The 18,213-nt window shown below is 42.8% G+C and carries 19 protein-coding genes; 18 read left to right on the top strand and 1 reads right to left on the bottom strand.

Annotated features, from left to right (window positions below; genetic code table 11):
- The first annotated feature begins 7 nt into the window (after positions 1–7).
- From AZE41_RS13770 to AZE41_RS13715, 11 genes are all read left to right on the top strand, one after another.
- Positions 8–523 (top strand): hypothetical protein, encoded by a 516-nt coding sequence (locus AZE41_RS13770; protein WP_067210496.1) that lies wholly within the window; start codon positions 8–10, stop codon positions 521–523.
- 94 nt (positions 524–617) lie between these two features.
- Positions 618–1,076, top strand: a complete 459-nt coding sequence (gene fur, locus AZE41_RS13765; protein ID WP_067210494.1) for a ferric iron uptake transcriptional regulator — start codon at positions 618–620, stop codon at positions 1,074–1,076.
- Between the two features lie 204 nt (positions 1,077–1,280).
- Positions 1,281–2,180: a site-specific tyrosine recombinase XerD gene (xerD, locus tag AZE41_RS13760; protein ID WP_067213975.1), complete on the top strand. Its 900-nt coding sequence runs from the start codon at positions 1,281–1,283 to the stop codon at positions 2,178–2,180.
- Between the two features lie 39 nt (positions 2,181–2,219).
- Positions 2,220–3,413 (top strand): phosphopentomutase, encoded by a 1,194-nt coding sequence (gene deoB / locus AZE41_RS13755; protein WP_067210491.1) that lies wholly within the window; start codon positions 2,220–2,222, stop codon positions 3,411–3,413.
- Positions 3,414–3,427: 14 nt separating this feature from the next.
- A complete protein-coding gene (locus tag AZE41_RS13750) occupies positions 3,428–4,726 on the top strand; it encodes a pyrimidine-nucleoside phosphorylase (protein ID WP_231885839.1) in 1,299 nt (432 codons plus the stop codon).
- A 517-nt stretch (positions 4,727–5,243) separates the two neighbouring features.
- A complete protein-coding gene (locus tag AZE41_RS13740) occupies positions 5,244–5,597 on the top strand; it encodes an anti-sigma factor antagonist (protein WP_067210483.1) in 354 nt (117 codons plus the stop codon).
- Positions 5,587–6,033: an anti-sigma F factor gene (spoIIAB, locus tag AZE41_RS13735; RefSeq protein ID WP_067210481.1), complete on the top strand. Its 447-nt coding sequence runs from the start codon at positions 5,587–5,589 to the stop codon at positions 6,031–6,033. Before AZE41_RS13740 ends, spoIIAB begins: the two co-directional genes overlap by 11 nt.
- 3 nt (positions 6,034–6,036) lie before the next feature.
- Positions 6,037–6,825 carry a SigF/SigG family RNA polymerase sporulation sigma factor gene (locus AZE41_RS13730; RefSeq protein WP_067210478.1) on the top strand — a complete coding sequence of 263 codons (789 nt, stop codon included), beginning with the start codon at positions 6,037–6,039 and terminating at the stop codon, positions 6,823–6,825.
- Between the two features lie 4 nt (positions 6,826–6,829).
- Positions 6,830–8,281, top strand: coding sequence for a spore germination protein (locus tag AZE41_RS13725; protein ID WP_067210476.1), 1,452 nt, complete (start codon positions 6,830–6,832; stop codon positions 8,279–8,281).
- 66 nt (positions 8,282–8,347) lie between these two features.
- Positions 8,348–9,676 (top strand): diaminopimelate decarboxylase, encoded by a 1,329-nt coding sequence (gene lysA / locus AZE41_RS13720; protein ID WP_067210473.1) that lies wholly within the window; start codon positions 8,348–8,350, stop codon positions 9,674–9,676.
- A 504-nt stretch (positions 9,677–10,180) separates the two neighbouring features.
- The gene (locus tag AZE41_RS13715; RefSeq protein WP_335339500.1) at positions 10,181–10,546 is read left to right on the top strand and encodes a GNAT family N-acetyltransferase; all 366 of its coding nucleotides are present in this window, start codon (positions 10,181–10,183) and stop codon (positions 10,544–10,546) included.
- On the opposite strand, the gene AZE41_RS13710 is transcribed toward AZE41_RS13715, so the two are convergent.
- Positions 10,547–11,059, bottom strand: a complete 513-nt coding sequence (locus AZE41_RS13710; protein ID WP_067210470.1) for a DUF309 domain-containing protein — start codon at positions 11,057–11,059, stop codon at positions 10,547–10,549.
- A gap of 45 nt (positions 11,060–11,104) precedes the next feature.
- Between AZE41_RS13710 and AZE41_RS13705 the strand changes: the two genes are divergently transcribed.
- The 7 genes from AZE41_RS13705 (at position 11,105) to ccsB (ending at position 18,160) form a co-directional block, all read left to right on the top strand.
- Entirely contained in the window at positions 11,105–11,854 is a 750-nt protein-coding gene (locus AZE41_RS13705; RefSeq protein ID WP_067210467.1) for a segregation/condensation protein A, read from the top strand.
- A 1-nt stretch (position 11,855) separates the two neighbouring features.
- Positions 11,856–12,467 carry an SMC-Scp complex subunit ScpB gene (gene scpB, locus AZE41_RS13700; protein ID WP_067210465.1) on the top strand — a complete coding sequence of 204 codons (612 nt, stop codon included), beginning with the start codon at positions 11,856–11,858 and terminating at the stop codon, positions 12,465–12,467.
- Positions 12,464–13,465, top strand: coding sequence for a D-alanyl-D-alanine carboxypeptidase family protein (locus AZE41_RS13695; protein WP_067210462.1), 1,002 nt, complete (start codon positions 12,464–12,466; stop codon positions 13,463–13,465). Before scpB ends, AZE41_RS13695 begins: the two co-directional genes overlap by 4 nt.
- A gap of 322 nt (positions 13,466–13,787) precedes the next feature.
- Positions 13,788–14,519 carry a pseudouridine synthase gene (locus AZE41_RS13690; protein WP_067210459.1) on the top strand — a complete coding sequence of 244 codons (732 nt, stop codon included), beginning with the start codon at positions 13,788–13,790 and terminating at the stop codon, positions 14,517–14,519.
- 259 nt (positions 14,520–14,778) lie between these two features.
- A complete protein-coding gene (gene resA, locus AZE41_RS13685; protein WP_067210457.1) occupies positions 14,779–15,309 on the top strand; it encodes a thiol-disulfide oxidoreductase ResA in 531 nt (176 codons plus the stop codon).
- Between the two features lie 17 nt (positions 15,310–15,326).
- Entirely contained in the window at positions 15,327–16,976 is a 1,650-nt protein-coding gene (gene resB, locus AZE41_RS13680) for a cytochrome c biogenesis protein ResB (protein WP_067210454.1), read from the top strand.
- Positions 16,976–18,160 carry a c-type cytochrome biogenesis protein CcsB gene (gene ccsB, locus AZE41_RS13675; RefSeq protein ID WP_067210451.1) on the top strand — a complete coding sequence of 395 codons (1,185 nt, stop codon included), beginning with the start codon at positions 16,976–16,978 and terminating at the stop codon, positions 18,158–18,160. The genes resB and ccsB overlap by 1 nt, the downstream gene beginning before the upstream one ends.
- The last annotated feature ends 53 nt before the right edge of the window (positions 18,161–18,213 follow it).

The following is an 18,213-nucleotide window of genomic DNA, read 5'->3' as shown; positions in this document are numbered from 1 at the left end:
TGAAGCTTTGGTCCGTTCTTTATCGTTCATCCACTTATTTGTCATTCTTGCAATTGGCTTTATCGGTGGAGCGCTCTTATTTCGCGAGATGCCTACAACTGCGGTAGAGAGGGTAGTTACATTTTATGATGCTCGGGTCGTTCTAGGGCATGATGCAGGTTATATAAAACCTGTGGGTATGGCAGCACTCTTTTTTATCATTGCGTTTATACTGGCGATGTTTAGGAAAACAAGATTCACCGTATTACTTTTCGGAGCAGTGAAATGTGTTCTTTTCGGATTGTCTTCTTCCTATTTACTAGCTTCAGGCACGAAAATAATGGCTTATTCAATTTGGTGGTTTCCGTTTCAGTTTCTTATTTGTTTTCTGTTTTTAGTGTATTGCGCAATCCTAAGTCCACCTTACTTTATGCGTTCAACGATGGGGAAAGGCCCTAATACACGTGCATTACCGATGATTGTCGGCATGTCGATTGCCATACTTGCTATCGAAATTATCGTCTTTCAATTCATTTTAAAGTAGAATATTTTCGTCTTTAATTATCTGTCTGCTCCCTTTCTGTTGTCATAAGGAAAGCCCATTTGTTATAATGGATACAGTTTGAGGGGGGCGTCGTATGGAGAGCCGAATCGATCGGATAAAAAAACAATTGCATGGGGCCAGCTACAAGCTGACACCTCAGCGCGAAGCGACGGTTTTGGTCCTCCTTGAGCATGAGGAAGATCATCTGAGTGCTGAAGATGTATTTTTGCTAGTCAAAGAGAAAGCACCGGAAATCGGGCTTGCTACCGTGTATCGTACGTTGGAATTGCTGACAGATCTTAAGGTAGTCGATAAAATCAATTTTGGTGACGGTGTATCGAGGTATGATCTGCGGCAGGAAGGTGCTGCCCATTTCCATCATCATCTTATTTGTATCGAATGTGGAACAGTGGATGAAATTCAAGAAGATCTTCTCGGAGATGTCGAAAAGATTGTTGAAAGTCGCTTTGAATTCGCTATTAAGGACCATTGGTTAACGTTTCACGGTATTTGCAAAAGATGTAAATCGGATGTAGATGAAGGTGAGAAGTAAGAAGAGGGATGGCATAATGCTGTCCCTTTTGTCGTTGGGTAGGAAATTATAAAATTTAGGTCTGTAGAAAACTTGAGGAAAAGCTATTCCACGTTCAGATTCCAGCACTTTTGTCTTGGACTCAAACCTGTAACAATCGAAGGGGGGAAGGGATTTGTTCAAATTAAAGGCAAATGGAAACGGTTTTTCTGTTTCCCGCTTGTTATGAAAGACATCCGTTTTGCGCATGAAGATTACATGCACTTTTTACAAGTGGAGCGGCAGTTGTCAGGAAATACAATTATTTCATATAAGCGTGACCTTGCCGAATATCTAGACTATATGGAACAGGCAGGTTACGAATCATTGGATGACGTAGATCGTCCTGTTATAGTGGGGCATTTACATCGATTGAAAGAAGGCGGGAAATCGGCTAGGACCATATCTAGACATATTTCATCAATCCGTTCATTTCATCAATTCCTTCTTCGGGAAAAGGTCACGACCCAGGATCCAACAGTCCATTTGGAACTGCCGAAACTTGAGCAGAAATTACCACGTGTTTTGTCAATGGACGAAGTAGACAGACTAATCAAGGCGCCAGATCGTTCAAAGCCACAGGGTGTCAGAGATACTGCGTTGCTCGAAATTTTGTATGGGACAGGTATGCGTGTAAGTGAACTGATTGGACTTAATATGGATGATATTCATCTCACGATGGGGTTTGTCCGTGTATTCGGTAAAGGTGGGAAAGAAAGAATTATCCCTCTCGGGGGGAAATCAATTACGGCGTGTAAGCGTTATATCGAAGAAGCACGTCCAATTTTTATAGAAAAACAAAAAGGTGCCGATGCATTATTTGTCAACATGAGGGGAACAAGACTTACTAGACAGGGTTGTTGGAAACTGTTGAATGGACATGCCCTAAAAGCGGGTATACAGAAAGAGTTGACGCCACATATATTGCGTCATACTTTTGCTACTCACCTCATCGAAAATGGGGCGGATCTGCGGGCAGTACAAGAAATGCTCGGACACGCCGATATTTCCACTACGCAAATTTATACACATGTCAGCCGTTCGAGGTTGAAAGAGGTCTATGTGAAATTCCATCCAAGAGCATAGAATTCTACAGGAAAGATTATTTTTAAGGAGGACTAACTTATGGGGAAACAACAATTCAAACGTATCCATCTAATCGTGCTCGACTCTGTGGGCATCGGAGAATCACCGGATGCTTCTGCATTCGGCGATGAAGGTGCTGATACGCTGGGACACATCGGGGAAGCAATGGGAGGCCTGCATATGCCGAACATGGGCAAACTAGGTCTTTCTAATATTAGGGAAATTCAAGGTATTTCCGTTGCGGAAGAACCACTTGCTTTTTACGGTAAAATGCAGGAAGCATCTGTAGGGAAAGATACGATGACGGGGCATTGGGAGATCATGGGTCTTAACATTGACACGCCATTTAAAGTATATCCAAACGGCTTTCCGCAGGAATTGATCGCGGAACTTGAACAAAGAATAGGACGTAAAGTAATCGGCAATAAACCGGCTAGTGGCACCGCAGTCATTGATGAATTTGGCCAGGAACATATGGAGACGGGCGCAATTATTGTCTATACGTCTGCAGATCCTGTGCTACAAATTGCGGCGCACGAGGGGATTATTCCAATTGAAGAACAATACCGGATTTGTGAAATCGCACGTGAGTTGACATTGGAACCAGAATATTTAGTTGGTCGCGTCATTGCACGTCCATTTATTGGAGAACCGGGCAACTTTACACGAACAACAAATCGACATGATTATGCACTTAAACCATTTAATCGTACAGTGATGAATGAATTGGTGTCTGCGGATTATGATGTTATGGCGATTGGCAAAATTGCTGATATCTTTAACGGTGAAGGCATTACCGAATCCGTTCGCACTGTGAGTAATATGGACGGCGTCGACAAATTACTTGATGTTATGAAAAAAGATTTCAAGGGCCTCAGTTTCACGAATCTCGTTGATTTTGATGCGTTATTTGGACATCGGAGAGATCCGCTTGGTTACGGCAATGCACTACAAGAATTTGATGTCAGGTTGCCAGAAATTTTAGAATCACTGCGTGATGACGATCTACTTATTATTACAGCGGATCACGGTAATGATCCAACTTATCCTGGAACGGATCATACCCGTGAATATGTCCCACTCGTGGTCTACTCGCCTTCATTAAAAACTGGTGAGGAAATGCCACTGAACGAGACTTTCTCAGATATTGGTGCTACGATTGCGGAAAACTTTGAGGTGGAAATGCCTGAGTTTGGTAAGAGTTTCTTGCGTTTATTAAAAGAAAAGGTGTGATGAAATTGTTCAGAATGGTAGATGTAATTGAGAAAAAACGAAACGGTGAAGTCCTTACAAAAGAAGAAATCACCTTTTTTGTGAACGGCTATACAGTTGGTTCGATTCCGGACTATCAAGCGAGTGCATTCCTTATGGCAATTTACTTTAAAGGGATGACTGCAGAAGAACAGGGATATTTGACGATGGCGATGGTCGAATCTGGAGATCAGATTGACTTATCCGCAATCGAAGGGATTAAAGTCGATAAGCATTCTACGGGCGGAGTTGGCGATACGACTACGTTAATCCTTGTCCCTCTTGTCGCGGCGTGTGGCGTTCCTGTCGCGAAAATGAGTGGTAGGGGTCTTGGTCATACAGGCGGGACACTCGACAAGCTAGAGGCCATAGAAGGGTTCCATATCGAATTGACAGAAGAGCAGTTCGTCAAGCAAGTGAATGATTTAAAATTAGCAGTCATCGGCCAAAGTGGCAACTTGACACCTGCTGATAAAAAACTCTATTCATTGCGCGATGTGACAGCAACTGTTGACAGTATCCCGCTAATTGCCAGCTCAATTATGAGTAAGAAAATTGCTGCAGGTGCAGATGCGATTGTCCTCGATGTTAAAACGGGTGACGGTGCATTCATGAAGACTGAGGCAGACGCAAGAGCTCTGGCTCATTCGATGGTGGCGATTGGTAAACAAGTCGGTAGAAATACGATGGCGGTTATTTCGGATATGAGCCAGCCGCTTGGGTTTGCAATTGGGAACTCGCTTGAAGTGATTGAAGCGGTTGAAACGCTAAAAGGGAATGGTCCTGAAGACTTGACGGAACTATGTCTAGTTCTTGGTAGCAAGATGATTGTTGCAGGCGAAAAAGCTACTTCAGTTGAGGAAGCTAGGGAAATGTTAAAAGCGGTCATTACTGACGGTTCAGCACTTGAACTGTTTGGTAAACTGATTGAAGCGCAAGGCGGAAATGGGGCAATCATTCATGATACATCTCTATTACCGACAGCGAAATATCAGATTGAAGTACCTGCACTTTCATCGGGTTATGTAACGAAGATGGAAGCGGATGACATTGGTGTTGCCGCAATGCTTCTTGGCGCGGGTAGAGCAACAAAAGATGATGAAATCGATCTTGCGGTAGGTATTGTGCTTACTAAAAAAATCGGAGATGCTGTGCAAGAGGGAGAACCACTTGCCATTATCCATTCGAATACTGAAGCTGTAGAACAATCCATGACACTGATCCAGAAACATATTACGATTGGAAAAGAAGCTGTGGAAAGCCCACGCCTTATAGGCGACATGATTACAGGCTAAATAGTAGTTGAAAATAAAAGCTACCCTATCAACCGAGTTTGGTTGATAGGGTAGCTTTTTGAAATTAATCATACCCGGAGCCAACCGAGCATATCCGGCCCACCCAATCATACCCCCAGCCAACCGAGCATATCCGGCCCAAACCAATCATACCCGCAGCCAACCGAGCATATCCGAGCCAAACCGATCATACCCACAGCCCAACCGATCATAATCGTCCCAAACCGATCAAACCTGCAGCCAACCGAGCATATCCGTCCCCACCCGATCATACCCGAAGCCTGACCGAGCATATCCGAGCCCACCCAATCATACACACAGTCAAACCGAGCATATCTGCCCCAAAACATTTCTTTTTTTTTCGGATGTGTAAATCGTATGGAAGACGTACATACTTTCATCAGTAGTGGGCAATGTCGAAACATAAGAACTTTACGCTGACTGTGACTAGTTCTGTCAGGCGAAAGGGTATCGGCCTCCAAATGTGGAATATTTCGCAGGAAGGAGGGGGTTCAGCATGGCTGACATCGAAATTATTGACAATGGGATTTTAATTGCAACACTGCAAGGGGAATTGGACAATCATGAGGCAAATCGAATCCGGTCCCACATTTCTTCATCTATTTATAGCGGACAAGTCCGAGCGATTATTTGGGATTTGTCGAGGCTTGGTTTCATGGATAGCGCAGGAATCGGGCTCATTCTTGGAAGGATGCGCGATTTAGCACCTGTGGAAGGGGAAACGCTCATTTTGAATCCGTCCACGACAATGGAGAAGATATTCACATTTTCCGGTCTTGGACCAAATATAAGACATAGTACGGTCGATTTAGCGATCGGTGAAATCGGAGGGGTATTACATGAACAATGAAATGACGTTATCATTCGTCGCAATTGAGGAAAACGAAGCACTGGCAAGGATGGCAATGACTTGTTTTATAACGCCGTTGGACCCGACTATTGAAGAAATTTCAGAATTTAAGACCATTGTGTCGGAAGCCGTGACGAATGCAATTATTCATGGCTACGAATGTGATGGGAAGAGTCTTGTCACAGTCCGCGCTGTGATTGAAGAAAACAAAGTTACAATGACGGTCCGCGATGAAGGAATGGGTATTTTTGACGTAGAACAGGCGATGGAACCAATGTTTACGACACGCCCCTTCATGGAGCGTTCAGGAATGGGATTTACGATAATGGAAAGCTTTGCCGACAGTTTGTCCGTCGAATCAGTATTGGGAAATGGAACAATCGTCAAGTTCGAGAAAACGTTTTCTCCGGTCCCGGAAGCAAGCAGAATGAGGTGACCCATGGACGCATCCGTTGAAGTGAAACCTGCATTGTTGACCCAAGAAAAGATGAGAGAACTCATTAAAGTTTCTCAAGAAGGTGATAAAGAAGCGAGAAGAATGATGGTGGAGGGAAATACGCGGCTTGTCTGGTCTATTGTCCAGCGGTTTGCTTCCCGTGGCGCAGATCCCGAGGATTTGTTCCAAATTGGTTGTATTGGGCTTATGAAATCAATTGATAAATTCGATTTGTCGTATGAAGTGAAATTTTCTACTTATGCGGTACCTATGATTGTCGGAGAAATTCAGCGTTTTCTAAGGGATGATGGAATGGTGAAAGTGAGTCGATCCATCCGTGAACTTAGTTTCAAAATCCGGCATGCAACTGATGATTATATTAAATTGCATGGAAAATCGCCATCGATTTCAGAGGTTGCAGCAGTCTTGGAGGTATCCGTCGACGATATTGTTCTCGCATCTGATGCTTTACGTGATCCTGCATCACTTCATGAACAGCTATATGAAAGCGAAGGAGATAGCTTAACGCTGATGGATCAGTTGCGAGATGATCGGTCTGAAAGAGTGTTCGACCATATCCCACTTCGGGATGTCATTTCTAAATTAAATAAACGAGATCAAACGATCATTTATATGCGTTACTATTTGGATTGCACGCAAAGTGATATTGCAGAAAGAATTGGCATATCACAAGTCCAGGTGTCACGGCTTGAAAAGAAAATTTTAGCCCAATTGAAATTATGGATGGGCGTTGATTCGGAAGAAATTATACTAAATGTGAGGACGGATTGAACTAATGGAAAAGCTATTCCAATCGGTGAATGAAGGGGAAGAGTGGTTCTATACCTGTTTCGGTAAAGACAAGACGTTCGATGCTACTGCCAGATCATTGCATCTTTGGGATATGCCTGCTCTGTTGCTTTATATTAATGGACTCATAGACAGTGAAACAATCACGACTTTATTGACTGAAATGCAAGGGGCTAGAGGAAAAGAGGACGAAAACCAGGAGGATGGAGGGGAACGATTCCTCTCCTTTTTCCCGTATCACGCCGTTTCCAATGTGAAAGATAGGGACGAATTACTTACTTCAATATTAAGTGGACAGGCAGCCTTCATCACGCCTGATGGCTATGTGTTTACCATTGATATTCGGTCTTATCCAGGCAGGCAACCTGAAGAGCCTGACAATGAAAAAGTCGTCAGAGGATCGAGAGACGGATTTACGGAGAATCTTATTCAAAATACCGCGCTAATTAGAAGGCGGCTTCGTACTGAGGATTTACGATTTGAAATGCATAAAGTGACGATGAATGGGAAAACAGATGTTACAATCACCTACATGCAAGGGGCAGCAAGTAAAGAACATCTTGATTATATTCGTGAAAGGCTGGATGCTATTCACCATGATGGGCTGACAATGACGGATAAGTCGCTTGAAGAATTTTTGTTCAAACAGCGGTTTCATCCAATGCCTTTCGTTCGTTTTACAGAGCGTCCTGATATATGCGCGGCGCATTTATTGGAAGGGCATGTCGCTATCATCGTGGATACATCACCTTCTGTTATACTTGTTCCGGCTCCACTATTTCATCATTTACAACATGCTGAAGAATACCGTCAAGCCCCGCTTATTGGAACATTTGTCAGGATTATGCGTTTGTTTGCAGCTACCATGAGTCTTGTTCTTTTACCATTTTGGTACTTGCTCGCAACGAACCAACACTACTTACCCGATTTCCTCAGTTATATAGGACCGAAAGATATCGGGGAAATCCCATTACTTGTTCAGCTTCTTATCGCAGATGGCGGAATCGAAATACTTCGAATGGCGGCTATTCATACACCGACACCGATGTCGACCGCGATGGGGCTTGTTGCAGCGATTGTCATTGGACAAGTAGCGATAGACGTTGGTCTTTTCACCCCAGAAGTTGTTTTATATGTGGCGGTAAGTGCAATTTTCACATTCTCAATACCTTCTTACGAATTAAGTCTTACGACAAAAATCTTCAGGATTTGTATTCTGTTGTCGACTGCATTATTAGGAGCACCCGGATTTTTCTTGTCCATCACCGTACTTTTCTATTACTTATGTGCATTGAAGCCAATGGGGGTACCGTATTTGTGGCCCGCTGTACCATTTTTTCCAAAGGCAATGTTACGTGTTCTTATTAGGTTTCCAATGACTGCCGATGCACCTAGACCGTTTATAACGGATTCTCCTGATCGAGACCGTGTCTCTTAGATCATTGCCTCAACCCTTCTTTATATGATAAAATTTTAGTTATCTAATTCGAGAGGGGCAGGCAACATGCATTTATATGGAACACAATCAGTCAACGAACGTGGCCATCTGACAATTGGTGGCACAGATACGGTTGATCTCGCACATACTTATGGAACACCACTTAACGTCTATGATATTGCCTTGTTCCGTGAACGGGCAAGCGCCTTTAAGAAAACATTTGAATCGATGGGCATCCATGCGCAAGTTGCTTATGCGAGTAAGGCATTTTCGTCTATTGCTATCTACGAAATCGCCGAACAGCAAGGACTTTCTCTAGATGTTGTTTCTGGAGGGGAATTGTTTACAGCGGTGTCTGCAAACTTCCCGCGTAATCGAATTCATTTCCACGGTAACAATAAAAGCTTTACCGAATTACAATATGCTTTTGATGAAAAAATAGGATGTATCGTTATTGACAATTTTTCTGAAATCGAACTGGTTAAGGAAATCGCTGAATCTCGTAAAGAGTCTATGAACGTACTTATCCGTGTAACACCGGGAGTGGAAGCTTCTACACATGATTATATTACGACAGGCCAGGAAGATTCGAAGTTTGGTTTTGATTTGAAAAATGGCCAGACAGATGAGGCTTTCCTTCAGTTGTACAATCATCCTTACATCAATTTGTTAGGTATGCATTGCCATATTGGTTCTCAAATATTCGAAACAGATGCGTTTCGTTTAGCGGCAGAGGCGCTTATGAATAAGATGGTTGCCTGGCGCGATAATTATGAATTCATCTGCACAGTTCTGAACTTAGGTGGCGGATTTGGTATTCGTTATACTGAAGAAGACAAACCGCTTGAACCGTCAGTATATGTCGAAGAAATGGCGACGGTTGTTCTTTCAATGACGCGGAGCCATAACTACCCATTGCCAGAAATTTGGATTGAACCCGGCAGATCGCTAGTCGGAGATGCAGGTACAACTTTGTATACTGCTGGTAGCTCAAAAGAAGTGCCTGGTATTCGGAAATATGTCGCAGTTGACGGTGGAATGTCGGATAATATTCGACCGGCGTTGTACGGTGCAAAATATACTGCCGTTTCGGCAAATCGTATGAACGAACCTCACGTCGATAAAGTGACGATAGCGGGGAAATGTTGTGAATCCGGTGATAAGCTTATTGAAGAGGCTCAACTCGCTGATCCAACTGAAGGAGACATCATCGCTGTTTTCTGCACAGGTGCTTATGGCTATTCGATGGCTAGTAATTACAACCGTCTTCCAAAACCGGCAGTTGTATTCAGTGAAAATGGACAACATCAGCTTGTCGTCCGCAGGGAAACTTATGAAGACATTGTCAGATTAGACATTCCGTTGCAACTAGTAAGACGGGAGGAGAGGATTTGAGAAAACGCAACATCCTCCTTTTCATCTTCATTGTAGTTGCAGCTATTATGTGGGGAGCGGTATACTGGAAGTTCGTCATGCCAATTATTGATCCGCGATAAAGTGAAACTTCAATCAGTAGGGGGCTTTTCTTCCACTGATTGTTAGTTGCGGCCACAGGGATTATGTTCCGATTGATCTGGCTTTTCCGGAAGTGGGTCCTCCACTTAATGTGTTAAATCACTATATATATTGAACAAATGAATACCTATATAAACTGAGCGAAGGCGGCCTTTCAAGGGGTAGCAGAAGCCAAAAGAATGGCTGTGCAGCTGCCTGACTGATTGCGGAAGGAATCCCCTAGCGCCGCAGCGAATTCGATGGGATTTCTGTATGTCAATATATATAGGCCTTAAATGGGCTCTTACTGCCCATTACTGCGCGATAAAGGAAACTGCTTATCATTGGAAAACGTAGTTAGTTCTATCCAATGACCAAAGTGTTTTCAGAAAAGAAGGGATTCAATTGATACTTTTGCGTTATAAGAAAACGTACGAAAAAATTGCGATGGGGCTGCTTTCTTATATGCCCGGCGATAAAACCGTCAAGAAATTGCAGGAATGGATTCAACGATATGAAACAGATGATAGTTGGCAACTATATCTTTTGAAAAAAGATGAGGACTTCATCGGTTTGATAGGCATCGAATTAGGGGAAGAAGACTACACTTTACAGCATCTCTCTGTCAATCCATCTTTCCGTGGTGAAGGAATTGGTCAAGAAATGGTCATGAAGCTGCAAGCGCTCTTCCCTGATAAAACATGTATTGGAACTGAAGAAACTGATTTATTCATACAGAAATGTAAGCCTAAAGAAGAAGGTTCAGACTAATTAACGTCTGCCCTTCTTCTTTTCTTCGCGTTCCCGAAGAATATCACTACGGTCTCTGAGCATATGTTTATGAATGACAGCATCACTGCCGAATGGTAGAAGTGTCATAGATTGTTCCAACTTACTAGCCAGGTCAGTAACGTTAGCTGATAGGATAGTGATGGGGAACGATTCGAATGGCAGATCTTGCTCCAAACGGTTGACTGCTTTTGTAACATCGTAAACTAATTGGTCAAAATCAATTTCTTCCGTGTATTTAGGGTAGTTAGCAAGGAAAGTCGGAAACTTTGTCATTGCTTTGTTAAGTGTACGGGATGCTCCTGGTTTATTGCCTCTACGCCAATGATACATTCCTGTCGCAAGGAGGATATAGGCTGTCAACGGGTGATCTTTATCGCTGTCAGGAATAGACTTCCAATACTCCTCCAGTACTTCGTGGCATTCAAAATAGTCTTGATTGCCATTGAAATAAACAATAAAATTTACGAATAGCGGATGATGATACGGATGCATGTAATCAGCCCTTTCCATAGTCTGAAAGATAGGTAGGTGTCACGAATGACATATCAAGTAAAATTAGAGGCTTTCGAAGGGCCACTAGATCTATTATTGCATTTAATCAACCGACTTGAAATTGATATATATGATATCCCGATGGCGGAACTGACAGCGCAGTACATAGAACACCTCCAAGCGATGCGAGTACTGCAATTAGATGAGTTAAGTGAATACCTCGTCCTCGCTGCGACGCTGATTGAAATTAAGAGCAAAATGCTTCTACCAGTCCACGAAGGAGATGAGTTTGATGACGACTTTGATTTTGACATGGAAGACGATCCACGTGACGAGTTAGTTGCGCGCCTGATTGAATACAAAAAATATAAAGATGCAGCAATTAGTCTGAAAGAGTCTGCAGATGAGCGATCCGGTCATTTTACCAAACCACCCGAAGATCTTACGGAGTTTGGTGAAATTGTGGCGAGTGAATCAGATGAAAGTTTGAACGTTTTCGATTTAATTGGCGCGTTTCAAAAGATGCTTAACAGAAAACGTTTGAAGGCACCTATGATAGCAAGTATATCTAAGACGGAAGTTTCTATCAGTGAAAAGATGGATGAAATTATGGCAATACTAGAAAAGGGCGGCGGGAAATGTGATTTCTACTCCTTATTCGACAAAGGCGAAACAACAGATCTTGTCGTAACTTTTTTATCGTTGCTTGAATTGATGAAACGGCGGGACATCATTGTCAATCAGGAAGGTAATTTTGACGATTTGACAGTATCGTACCGACGGGAGGATGAGTGAAATGGAATTTAAAGACCGTTTGCCTGGGATGATCGAAAGTTTTTTATTCATAGTAGGGGATGAAGGGTTAACGATTAAACAGTTAACATCTCTAGCTGAGCGTAAAGAATCAGAGGTTACTGAGGCAATTGACTGGCTACGTATGAGTTATGAAGAGCGCAAAGAGAGCGGCATTATGCTGAAGCAGTTTGGAGGGGCATATCGTCTTGTGACGAAAGCTGACTTCGCGGAAGATATAAAACGGTTGTTGGAAAATCCATCTCCGAAATCCATGACCCAGGCATCACTTGAAGTATTGGCAATTATCGCATATAGGCAACCTGTGACACGTGTTGAAATTGACGATCTTCGGGGTGTTAAATCCGAGGGACCTATCAATACGCTAATTGCCAAGGGACTCATAATGGAAAAAGGTCGATCGGAAGGAAGTGGACGAGCGATTCTCTTTGGCACAACAGACTTGTTCCTGGACCGTTTCGGTTTGGCATCACTAAATGGATTGCCACCCCTTTCGCAGGAAGAAGAAGGCGAGACAGTTGAAACAGACTTGTTCATGACAAAGTTCCAAGAAGCGTTTGCGATGGAAAATGATGGAGGAGGAAGCATTTCTTGAAACGGGCGATAATCGTTGTCCTATTTTTCACGTTACTAGTTGGCGGAGGTTTGAAAGAAGTCGCTGCGTCCGGCCAAGCATGGGCTGTTATTGACGCTGATACAGGCAGATTGTTGGAAGGTCATAATGAAAACGTTAGACTGCCGATAGCCAGTCTAACAAAAATCTGGACGGCTTTTACGTTCCTTGAAAGTGTTACAGAGCCCGGAGACGTCATAATTTCGCCACAAGCTGCTTCGGCCGAAGGTTCGTCCCTTTATTTACCGCAAGGGATGAAGATTGAAGCAGATGCCCTGCTAACTGGTCTAATGCTACGGTCAGGCAACGATGCAGCGCGTGCGTTAGCAGAACACGCGGGCGGTTCAATGGACGGCTTCGTGGACCTGATGAACGACAAGGCACTGTTGTATGGATTGAATGATACTGTCTTTTCGAATCCGTCAGGTCTGCATGATGAACGTCACTTGTCTACTGCATACGAAACAGCGCTCATGCTACATTATGCTATGGAAAATGACCAGTTTCGTACTATTGCTACCACAAAGAATTTTAGTTATCAGGGGGAGGTTCAAGCTTATAGCTGGCGTAACAAACACCGCCTCCTACATTCCGAATCGACTGCGATTGCAGGAAAGACTGGTTTTACAAAAGCCGCGGGCAGAACGCTTGCAACTTATTTCGAGAAAGATGGCAAAAACATCATCGTTGTCACTCTGAACGATGGTGACGACTGGAATACACATAAAAGTTTGGCCAATAACGTGTTTTCCTCATTCAAGTTGGTGACTGTCGCTAAAAAAGGGGTATATGATATTCTACCCGGTGTAGAAGCAGAACTGTCCAAGCCAATCCGTTTGTTATTGAAAAAAGGGGAGAAATCGAAACTATCAAATGTTATTATTATCCCCCGTGGAAAAAATGAAAAAAGTACAGGGCATTGGACCGTGTCACTCAGTAATGAGCCACTTATTACGACGGAAGTACTTATAAAACAATGAACTTGTTACCAATGGCAAAAAACACAGCAAACTTCAAGCGAATATTAATCGAAAATATGCAATTGTGACGGTTTGGGGAAGACTGACGCCATATAGGTCAGTCTTCTTTTCATTTGCTACAAAGTGTGACATAATTTTTTCAAAGGTAAGAAAGTATAAGTTTCTTGACATGGAACAGTGTCTAGACTTCAGGCGCCAGCCGCTTGGCTCATAAGCAATCCAGCTATGTGGCAAAGAGTGCCACGTCGCTGGATTGACTTATGACCATCGCGTCTAGCGGGCGCCTTCCGCTTTTCTTACAGAATGAAGATGGGGTGACTTAATGGAAAGATTACAGAAAGTGTTGGCACAAGCAGGCGTGGCATCACGTAGAAAATCAGAAACACTAATTGTTGCAGGAAAAGTGAAAGTGAACGGTGTCGTCGTAACAGAGCTTGGAACAAAGGTATCTAGTTCGGATCGTGTAGAAGTTGAAGGAGTTCAGCTTGTTAAAGAGACTTACGTCTATTTCTTATTATATAAACCAAGAGGAATCATTTCGACAGTGGATGACGAGAAAGGCAGGAAGACGGTGTTAGACCTATTCCCGCAAATCGAACAACGGATTTTTCCGGTTGGACGTCTAGACTATGATACATCCGGTGTTATTATCATGACGAATGATGGCGATTTCTCTTACTTAATGACACATCCGAAATTCGGTATTAAGAAAAAGTATATTGCAAAAGTAAAAGGAATCCCTAGTCGTGAAGCGTTGCGCAAACTTGAGACTGGAATTGACCTAGAAGACGGTAAAACTGCCCCTGCACATATAAAAATGCAGTCAGTAGATAAAAAAACTGAAACTGCGCTTATTGAGATTACAATACATGAAGGAAGAAATCGTCAAGTACGCCGTATGTTCGATGCAATTGGATGTCCGGTCCAAAAACTTCGCAGGGAATCATTTGGTAACGTAACAACTCACGGAATGAATGCTGGAGAAGCTCGGGAATTAACAAAACATGAAGTGAAACAGCTACGTGTACTCGCGGAAACAGGTAAAATAGGCTGATTGTGAGTCAATTGCGCCTCGATTTAATTGCGTCTAAATTTTGAATTGCGCTTGTAGCCGCAGGACGCGGCGAACTCAGGTTGCCTTCCCAAACTCCTTTCAAAATTTGTGACATCCGCCTGGGGCTTGCCGTAACTAGTAGGAGACTTCTACTGATTACGACAATTGTTCACAATCCCTTCAATTATGATGCGTTTATACAAAGGTCTATTTGTTATAATTAAAGGCAGAACTTATTTATTGTAAGGAGGCATTACGTATGGCTAAGGCGGATCAAAAGAAAACACGTCTTATTATAAGGACAATCGTCCTGTTACTTCTCGTCTCGGCAGTTGTCTATACAATCGCTTCAAAAGATAAAGTGAAGGTATTAGCAGTTGGAGATAAAGCACCCGATTTTGAGCTTGTCGATTTGGAAGGTAACAAACAACGACTTTCTGATTATAAAGGTGAGGGAGTTTTCTTGAATTTTTGGGGAACTTGGTGCGGACCATGTAAAAAAGAAATGCCATACATGGAAAATCAACATAAAGCATTCGAAGAAAAAGGTGTCAATATCCTTGCCATCAATATCGCAGAGTCTAATTTGAAGGTTGAAACGTTCAGAGACCAGTATGGCCTGTCTTTCCCAATCGCTATTGATAAAGATAAGAGCGTTAAGGAAGTCTATAATATAGTGCCACTTCCTACGACTTTCCTTATCAATAAAGACGGTAAAATCGAACAAATTATAACAAGGGAAATGTCTGAAAATGAGATAATTTCACTCATGGAAAGCATTCAACCCTAATAAGGAGTAAATCCAAAATGAGCAAAATCAAATGCCAGTGCGGTCATGATAATCCATTTGGCACAGTGCTTTGTGAGCGATGTGGTAGACCGCAGACTGAAGAAGCGAAAGAAAGCAAACTTGTCGACATGCGTTACGAAGGTGCGGCAAGAAGATCGCAGACATATAAACGGTCGATCATCGATAAAATATGGAATTTCTTTTCGAGTGTAAAAATTGGAATTAGTATTATCGTTGCCGTTCTCGCAACTGCTGCGATAGGCACTATTTTTCCGCAGAAACTGTATGTAGCCGCGTCAACTGAGGCGGAGTATGCGGCTTACTACGAACGGCTTTATGGATTGGCAGGCACGATTTATTACAAACTTGGTTTTCATGACATGTATAATAGCTGGTGGTTCATCACGTTGGTCGGGATGCTTGGAACTTCCATCATTATTGCCAGTGTCGACCGAGTTATACCGCTTTATAAATCATTGAAAAGGCAACGTACAAAACGCCATCCTTCATTCATGAAAAAACAACGAGTCTATGGTGAAGGACCGTCGGAAGACCCAGAAGCTGCACTTATAAAAGCTGAGGGGAAACTGAAGGAACTTCGTTACAATGTGAAAATCGAAGACGGAGCTTTGCTTGCAGAGAAAAACCGTTTTTCAAGATGGGGTCCGTACGTCAATCATTTAGGACTTATCATTTTTCTGTTTGGTATTCTACTGCGCGGTATCCCTGGGTTTTATGTTGATGAAACAATGTGGATTCGCGAAGGGGAAACACGCTCTATTCCAGGTGCAGAAGGTTATTATTTGGAAAGCAAAAATTTCATTATGGAAAACTACACGAAAGAGGAAGCTGATGAGGTATTCGGCGATGCGCTTGAACGTGTCGGCATGATTGCGAAAAACTATCAGACGGATGTCGCTCTATATCAGACACCTGAAGGCGGTCTTCCAGGATCTGATGAAATGGACTTCGTTAAAGAATACTCTATCATTGTTAATAAGCCATTGAAATTTGATGGATTCAACGTTTTCCAAATGGATTTTCGTTTAGATGAATTAAAATCGATGACATTCCAATTAACTGAAAAAGCTACGGAATCTTCACTTGGGGAGTTTACAGTCGATCTTACTAATCCGGAACGTGAATATGAACTTGATAATGGCGCGCGCGTTATTTTGAGCGATTATTATCCGGATTATGACGGGATTGAAGACGGAGAACCGAAATCGAAATCTCCAGTACCGAATAATCCAGCATTCATCTTTAAAATGGTGACCCCAGCCAAGCCGGACGGCGAGATGAGTTTCGTCGCCATCAAACAAACGCTTGAAACGGAAGTCAACGATTATAAGGTGAAATTCGTTAGTGCAGAAACCCGTGATATATCTGGGCTGACAGTACGCAAAGATAAAACATTATATCTCCTTTTACTAGGAGGAATTATCTTTATGATTGGTGTTTCGCAAGGATCTTATTGGAATCATCGACGAATCTGGATTCAAAAAGGACCTAATGGAGAGCTACTAGTTGCAGGACATACGAATAAAAACTGGTTCTCCTTGAAAAAAGAGTTAGATCAAGTGAAAGACGTTGCTAATTTACCGTCCTATGAAGACAGACAGGACAAGGAATCTATCTTGCGAGATAAGGAAGTGGACAAAGTATAATGGGACTTGCATCGTTAAGCGCTAACTTGCTGTTAGTTTCATTTATCGCTTACCTCGTCGCGACGCTATTTTTTGGCGGCGCGGTGAAAGGCGCTAAATCTGAAGCATCTTATAAAAATAACCGTTGGGGAAAAATTGCGATTACCATCACGGTCATCGGATTCATTACCCATGTAGGTTACTTCATCACACGCTGGATTGCATCAGGTCACGCACCAGTAAGTAATATGTTCGAATTTACGACTGCCTTTGGGATGATGCTCGTTGGGGCATTCATTCTTCTGTATTACTTATATAGAACACCATCACTCGGCTTGTTTGCTTTGCCGATTGCGATTATTATTATCGGCTATGCAAGTATGTTCCCGAAGGAAATTACACCACTTATTCCAGCACTGAAAAGTTACTGGTTGACAGTTCATGTAATTACAGCTGCACTTGGTGAATCGATCCTCGCGATTAGTGCCGTAGCTGGGTTAATCTATTTATTGAAGAATATCGATTTGACGAAAAAGTCGAAACAGCGGTTCTGGCTAGAGGCGGTTATTTTCACGCTTATCTTAGTAGTCGGTTTCGTATTATCTTCGTCAACGTTTAAATTGACTGGCTATGAAGCACATTTCACTTATATTGATAAAAATGAACAAGCTGCTAAAATTGAGTACAATTATCCACCACTTTTCGGTATGTCTGGCTATGAATCGCTAACACCGGACGCGATGACGCCTTGGGCTGAAATGCCACCAATCGTCAATGCGAAGACGCTGACGACGTTCGTCTGGTCAATCGCAAGCGGAATCATTCTCTACTTGATTCTTAGACTCATTTTCCGTCGTCCAATTGCGGCATTGTTGCAGCCATTCGCTAAAAAAGCGAATTCGCAACTAATGGATGAAATTGGATACCGTGCGGTTATGATTGGTTTCCCTATCTTTACACTAGGTGCTCTCATTTTCGCAATGATCTGGGCTCACGAAGCGTGGTCAAGGTTCTGGGGATGGGATCCAAAAGAAGTATGGGCCCTTATCACATGGTTATTCTATGCTGCATTCCTTCACGTGCGTTTATCACGCGGTTGGGATGGCGAAAAATCGGCATGGCTTGCGGTTATCGGTTTCGTCATCATTATGTTTAACCTGATTGCCGTGAATTTGATCATCGCAGGGTTGCATTCATACGCTTAAGCGAGAACTGCCTAGTAGTTATCTAACTACTAGGCAGTTTTTTTGTTTTATAA

Source organism: Sporosarcina psychrophila (assembly GCF_001590685.1).
GTDB lineage: Bacteria > Bacillota > Bacilli > Bacillales_A > Planococcaceae > Sporosarcina > Sporosarcina psychrophila.
The sequence above is the reverse complement of the archived record's forward strand: the minus strand, read 5'-3'. Positions and strand labels throughout refer to the sequence as shown.

Bases quoted from the DNA above. Each gene is read 5' to 3' on its own strand.
- fur (WP_067210494.1), top strand. From the start codon at position 618: ATGGAGAGCCGAATCGATCGGATAAAAAAACAATTGCATGGGGCCAGC.
- xerD (WP_067213975.1), top strand. From the start codon at position 1,281: ATGAAAGACATCCGTTTTGCGCATGAAGATTACATGCACTTTTTACAA.
- deoB (WP_067210491.1), top strand. From the start codon at position 2,220: ATGGGGAAACAACAATTCAAACGTATCCATCTAATCGTGCTCGACTCT.
- AZE41_RS13750 (WP_231885839.1), top strand. From the start codon at position 3,428: ATGGTAGATGTAATTGAGAAAAAACGAAACGGTGAAGTCCTTACAAAA.
- AZE41_RS13740 (WP_067210483.1), top strand. From the start codon at position 5,244: ATGGCTGACATCGAAATTATTGACAATGGGATTTTAATTGCAACACTG.
- spoIIAB (WP_067210481.1), top strand. From the start codon at position 5,587: ATGAACAATGAAATGACGTTATCATTCGTCGCAATTGAGGAAAACGAA.
- AZE41_RS13730 (WP_067210478.1), top strand. From the start codon at position 6,037: ATGGACGCATCCGTTGAAGTGAAACCTGCATTGTTGACCCAAGAAAAG.
- AZE41_RS13725 (WP_067210476.1), top strand. From the start codon at position 6,830: ATGGAAAAGCTATTCCAATCGGTGAATGAAGGGGAAGAGTGGTTCTAT.
- lysA (WP_067210473.1), top strand. From the start codon at position 8,348: ATGCATTTATATGGAACACAATCAGTCAACGAACGTGGCCATCTGACA.
- AZE41_RS13710 (WP_067210470.1), bottom strand. From the start codon at position 11,059: ATGCATCCGTATCATCATCCGCTATTCGTAAATTTTATTGTTTATTTC.
- AZE41_RS13705 (WP_067210467.1), top strand. From the start codon at position 11,105: ATGACATATCAAGTAAAATTAGAGGCTTTCGAAGGGCCACTAGATCTA.
- scpB (WP_067210465.1), top strand. From the start codon at position 11,856: ATGGAATTTAAAGACCGTTTGCCTGGGATGATCGAAAGTTTTTTATTC.
- AZE41_RS13690 (WP_067210459.1), top strand. From the start codon at position 13,788: ATGGAAAGATTACAGAAAGTGTTGGCACAAGCAGGCGTGGCATCACGT.
- resA (WP_067210457.1), top strand. From the start codon at position 14,779: ATGGCTAAGGCGGATCAAAAGAAAACACGTCTTATTATAAGGACAATC.
- resB (WP_067210454.1), top strand. From the start codon at position 15,327: ATGAGCAAAATCAAATGCCAGTGCGGTCATGATAATCCATTTGGCACA.
- ccsB (WP_067210451.1), top strand. From the start codon at position 16,976: ATGGGACTTGCATCGTTAAGCGCTAACTTGCTGTTAGTTTCATTTATC.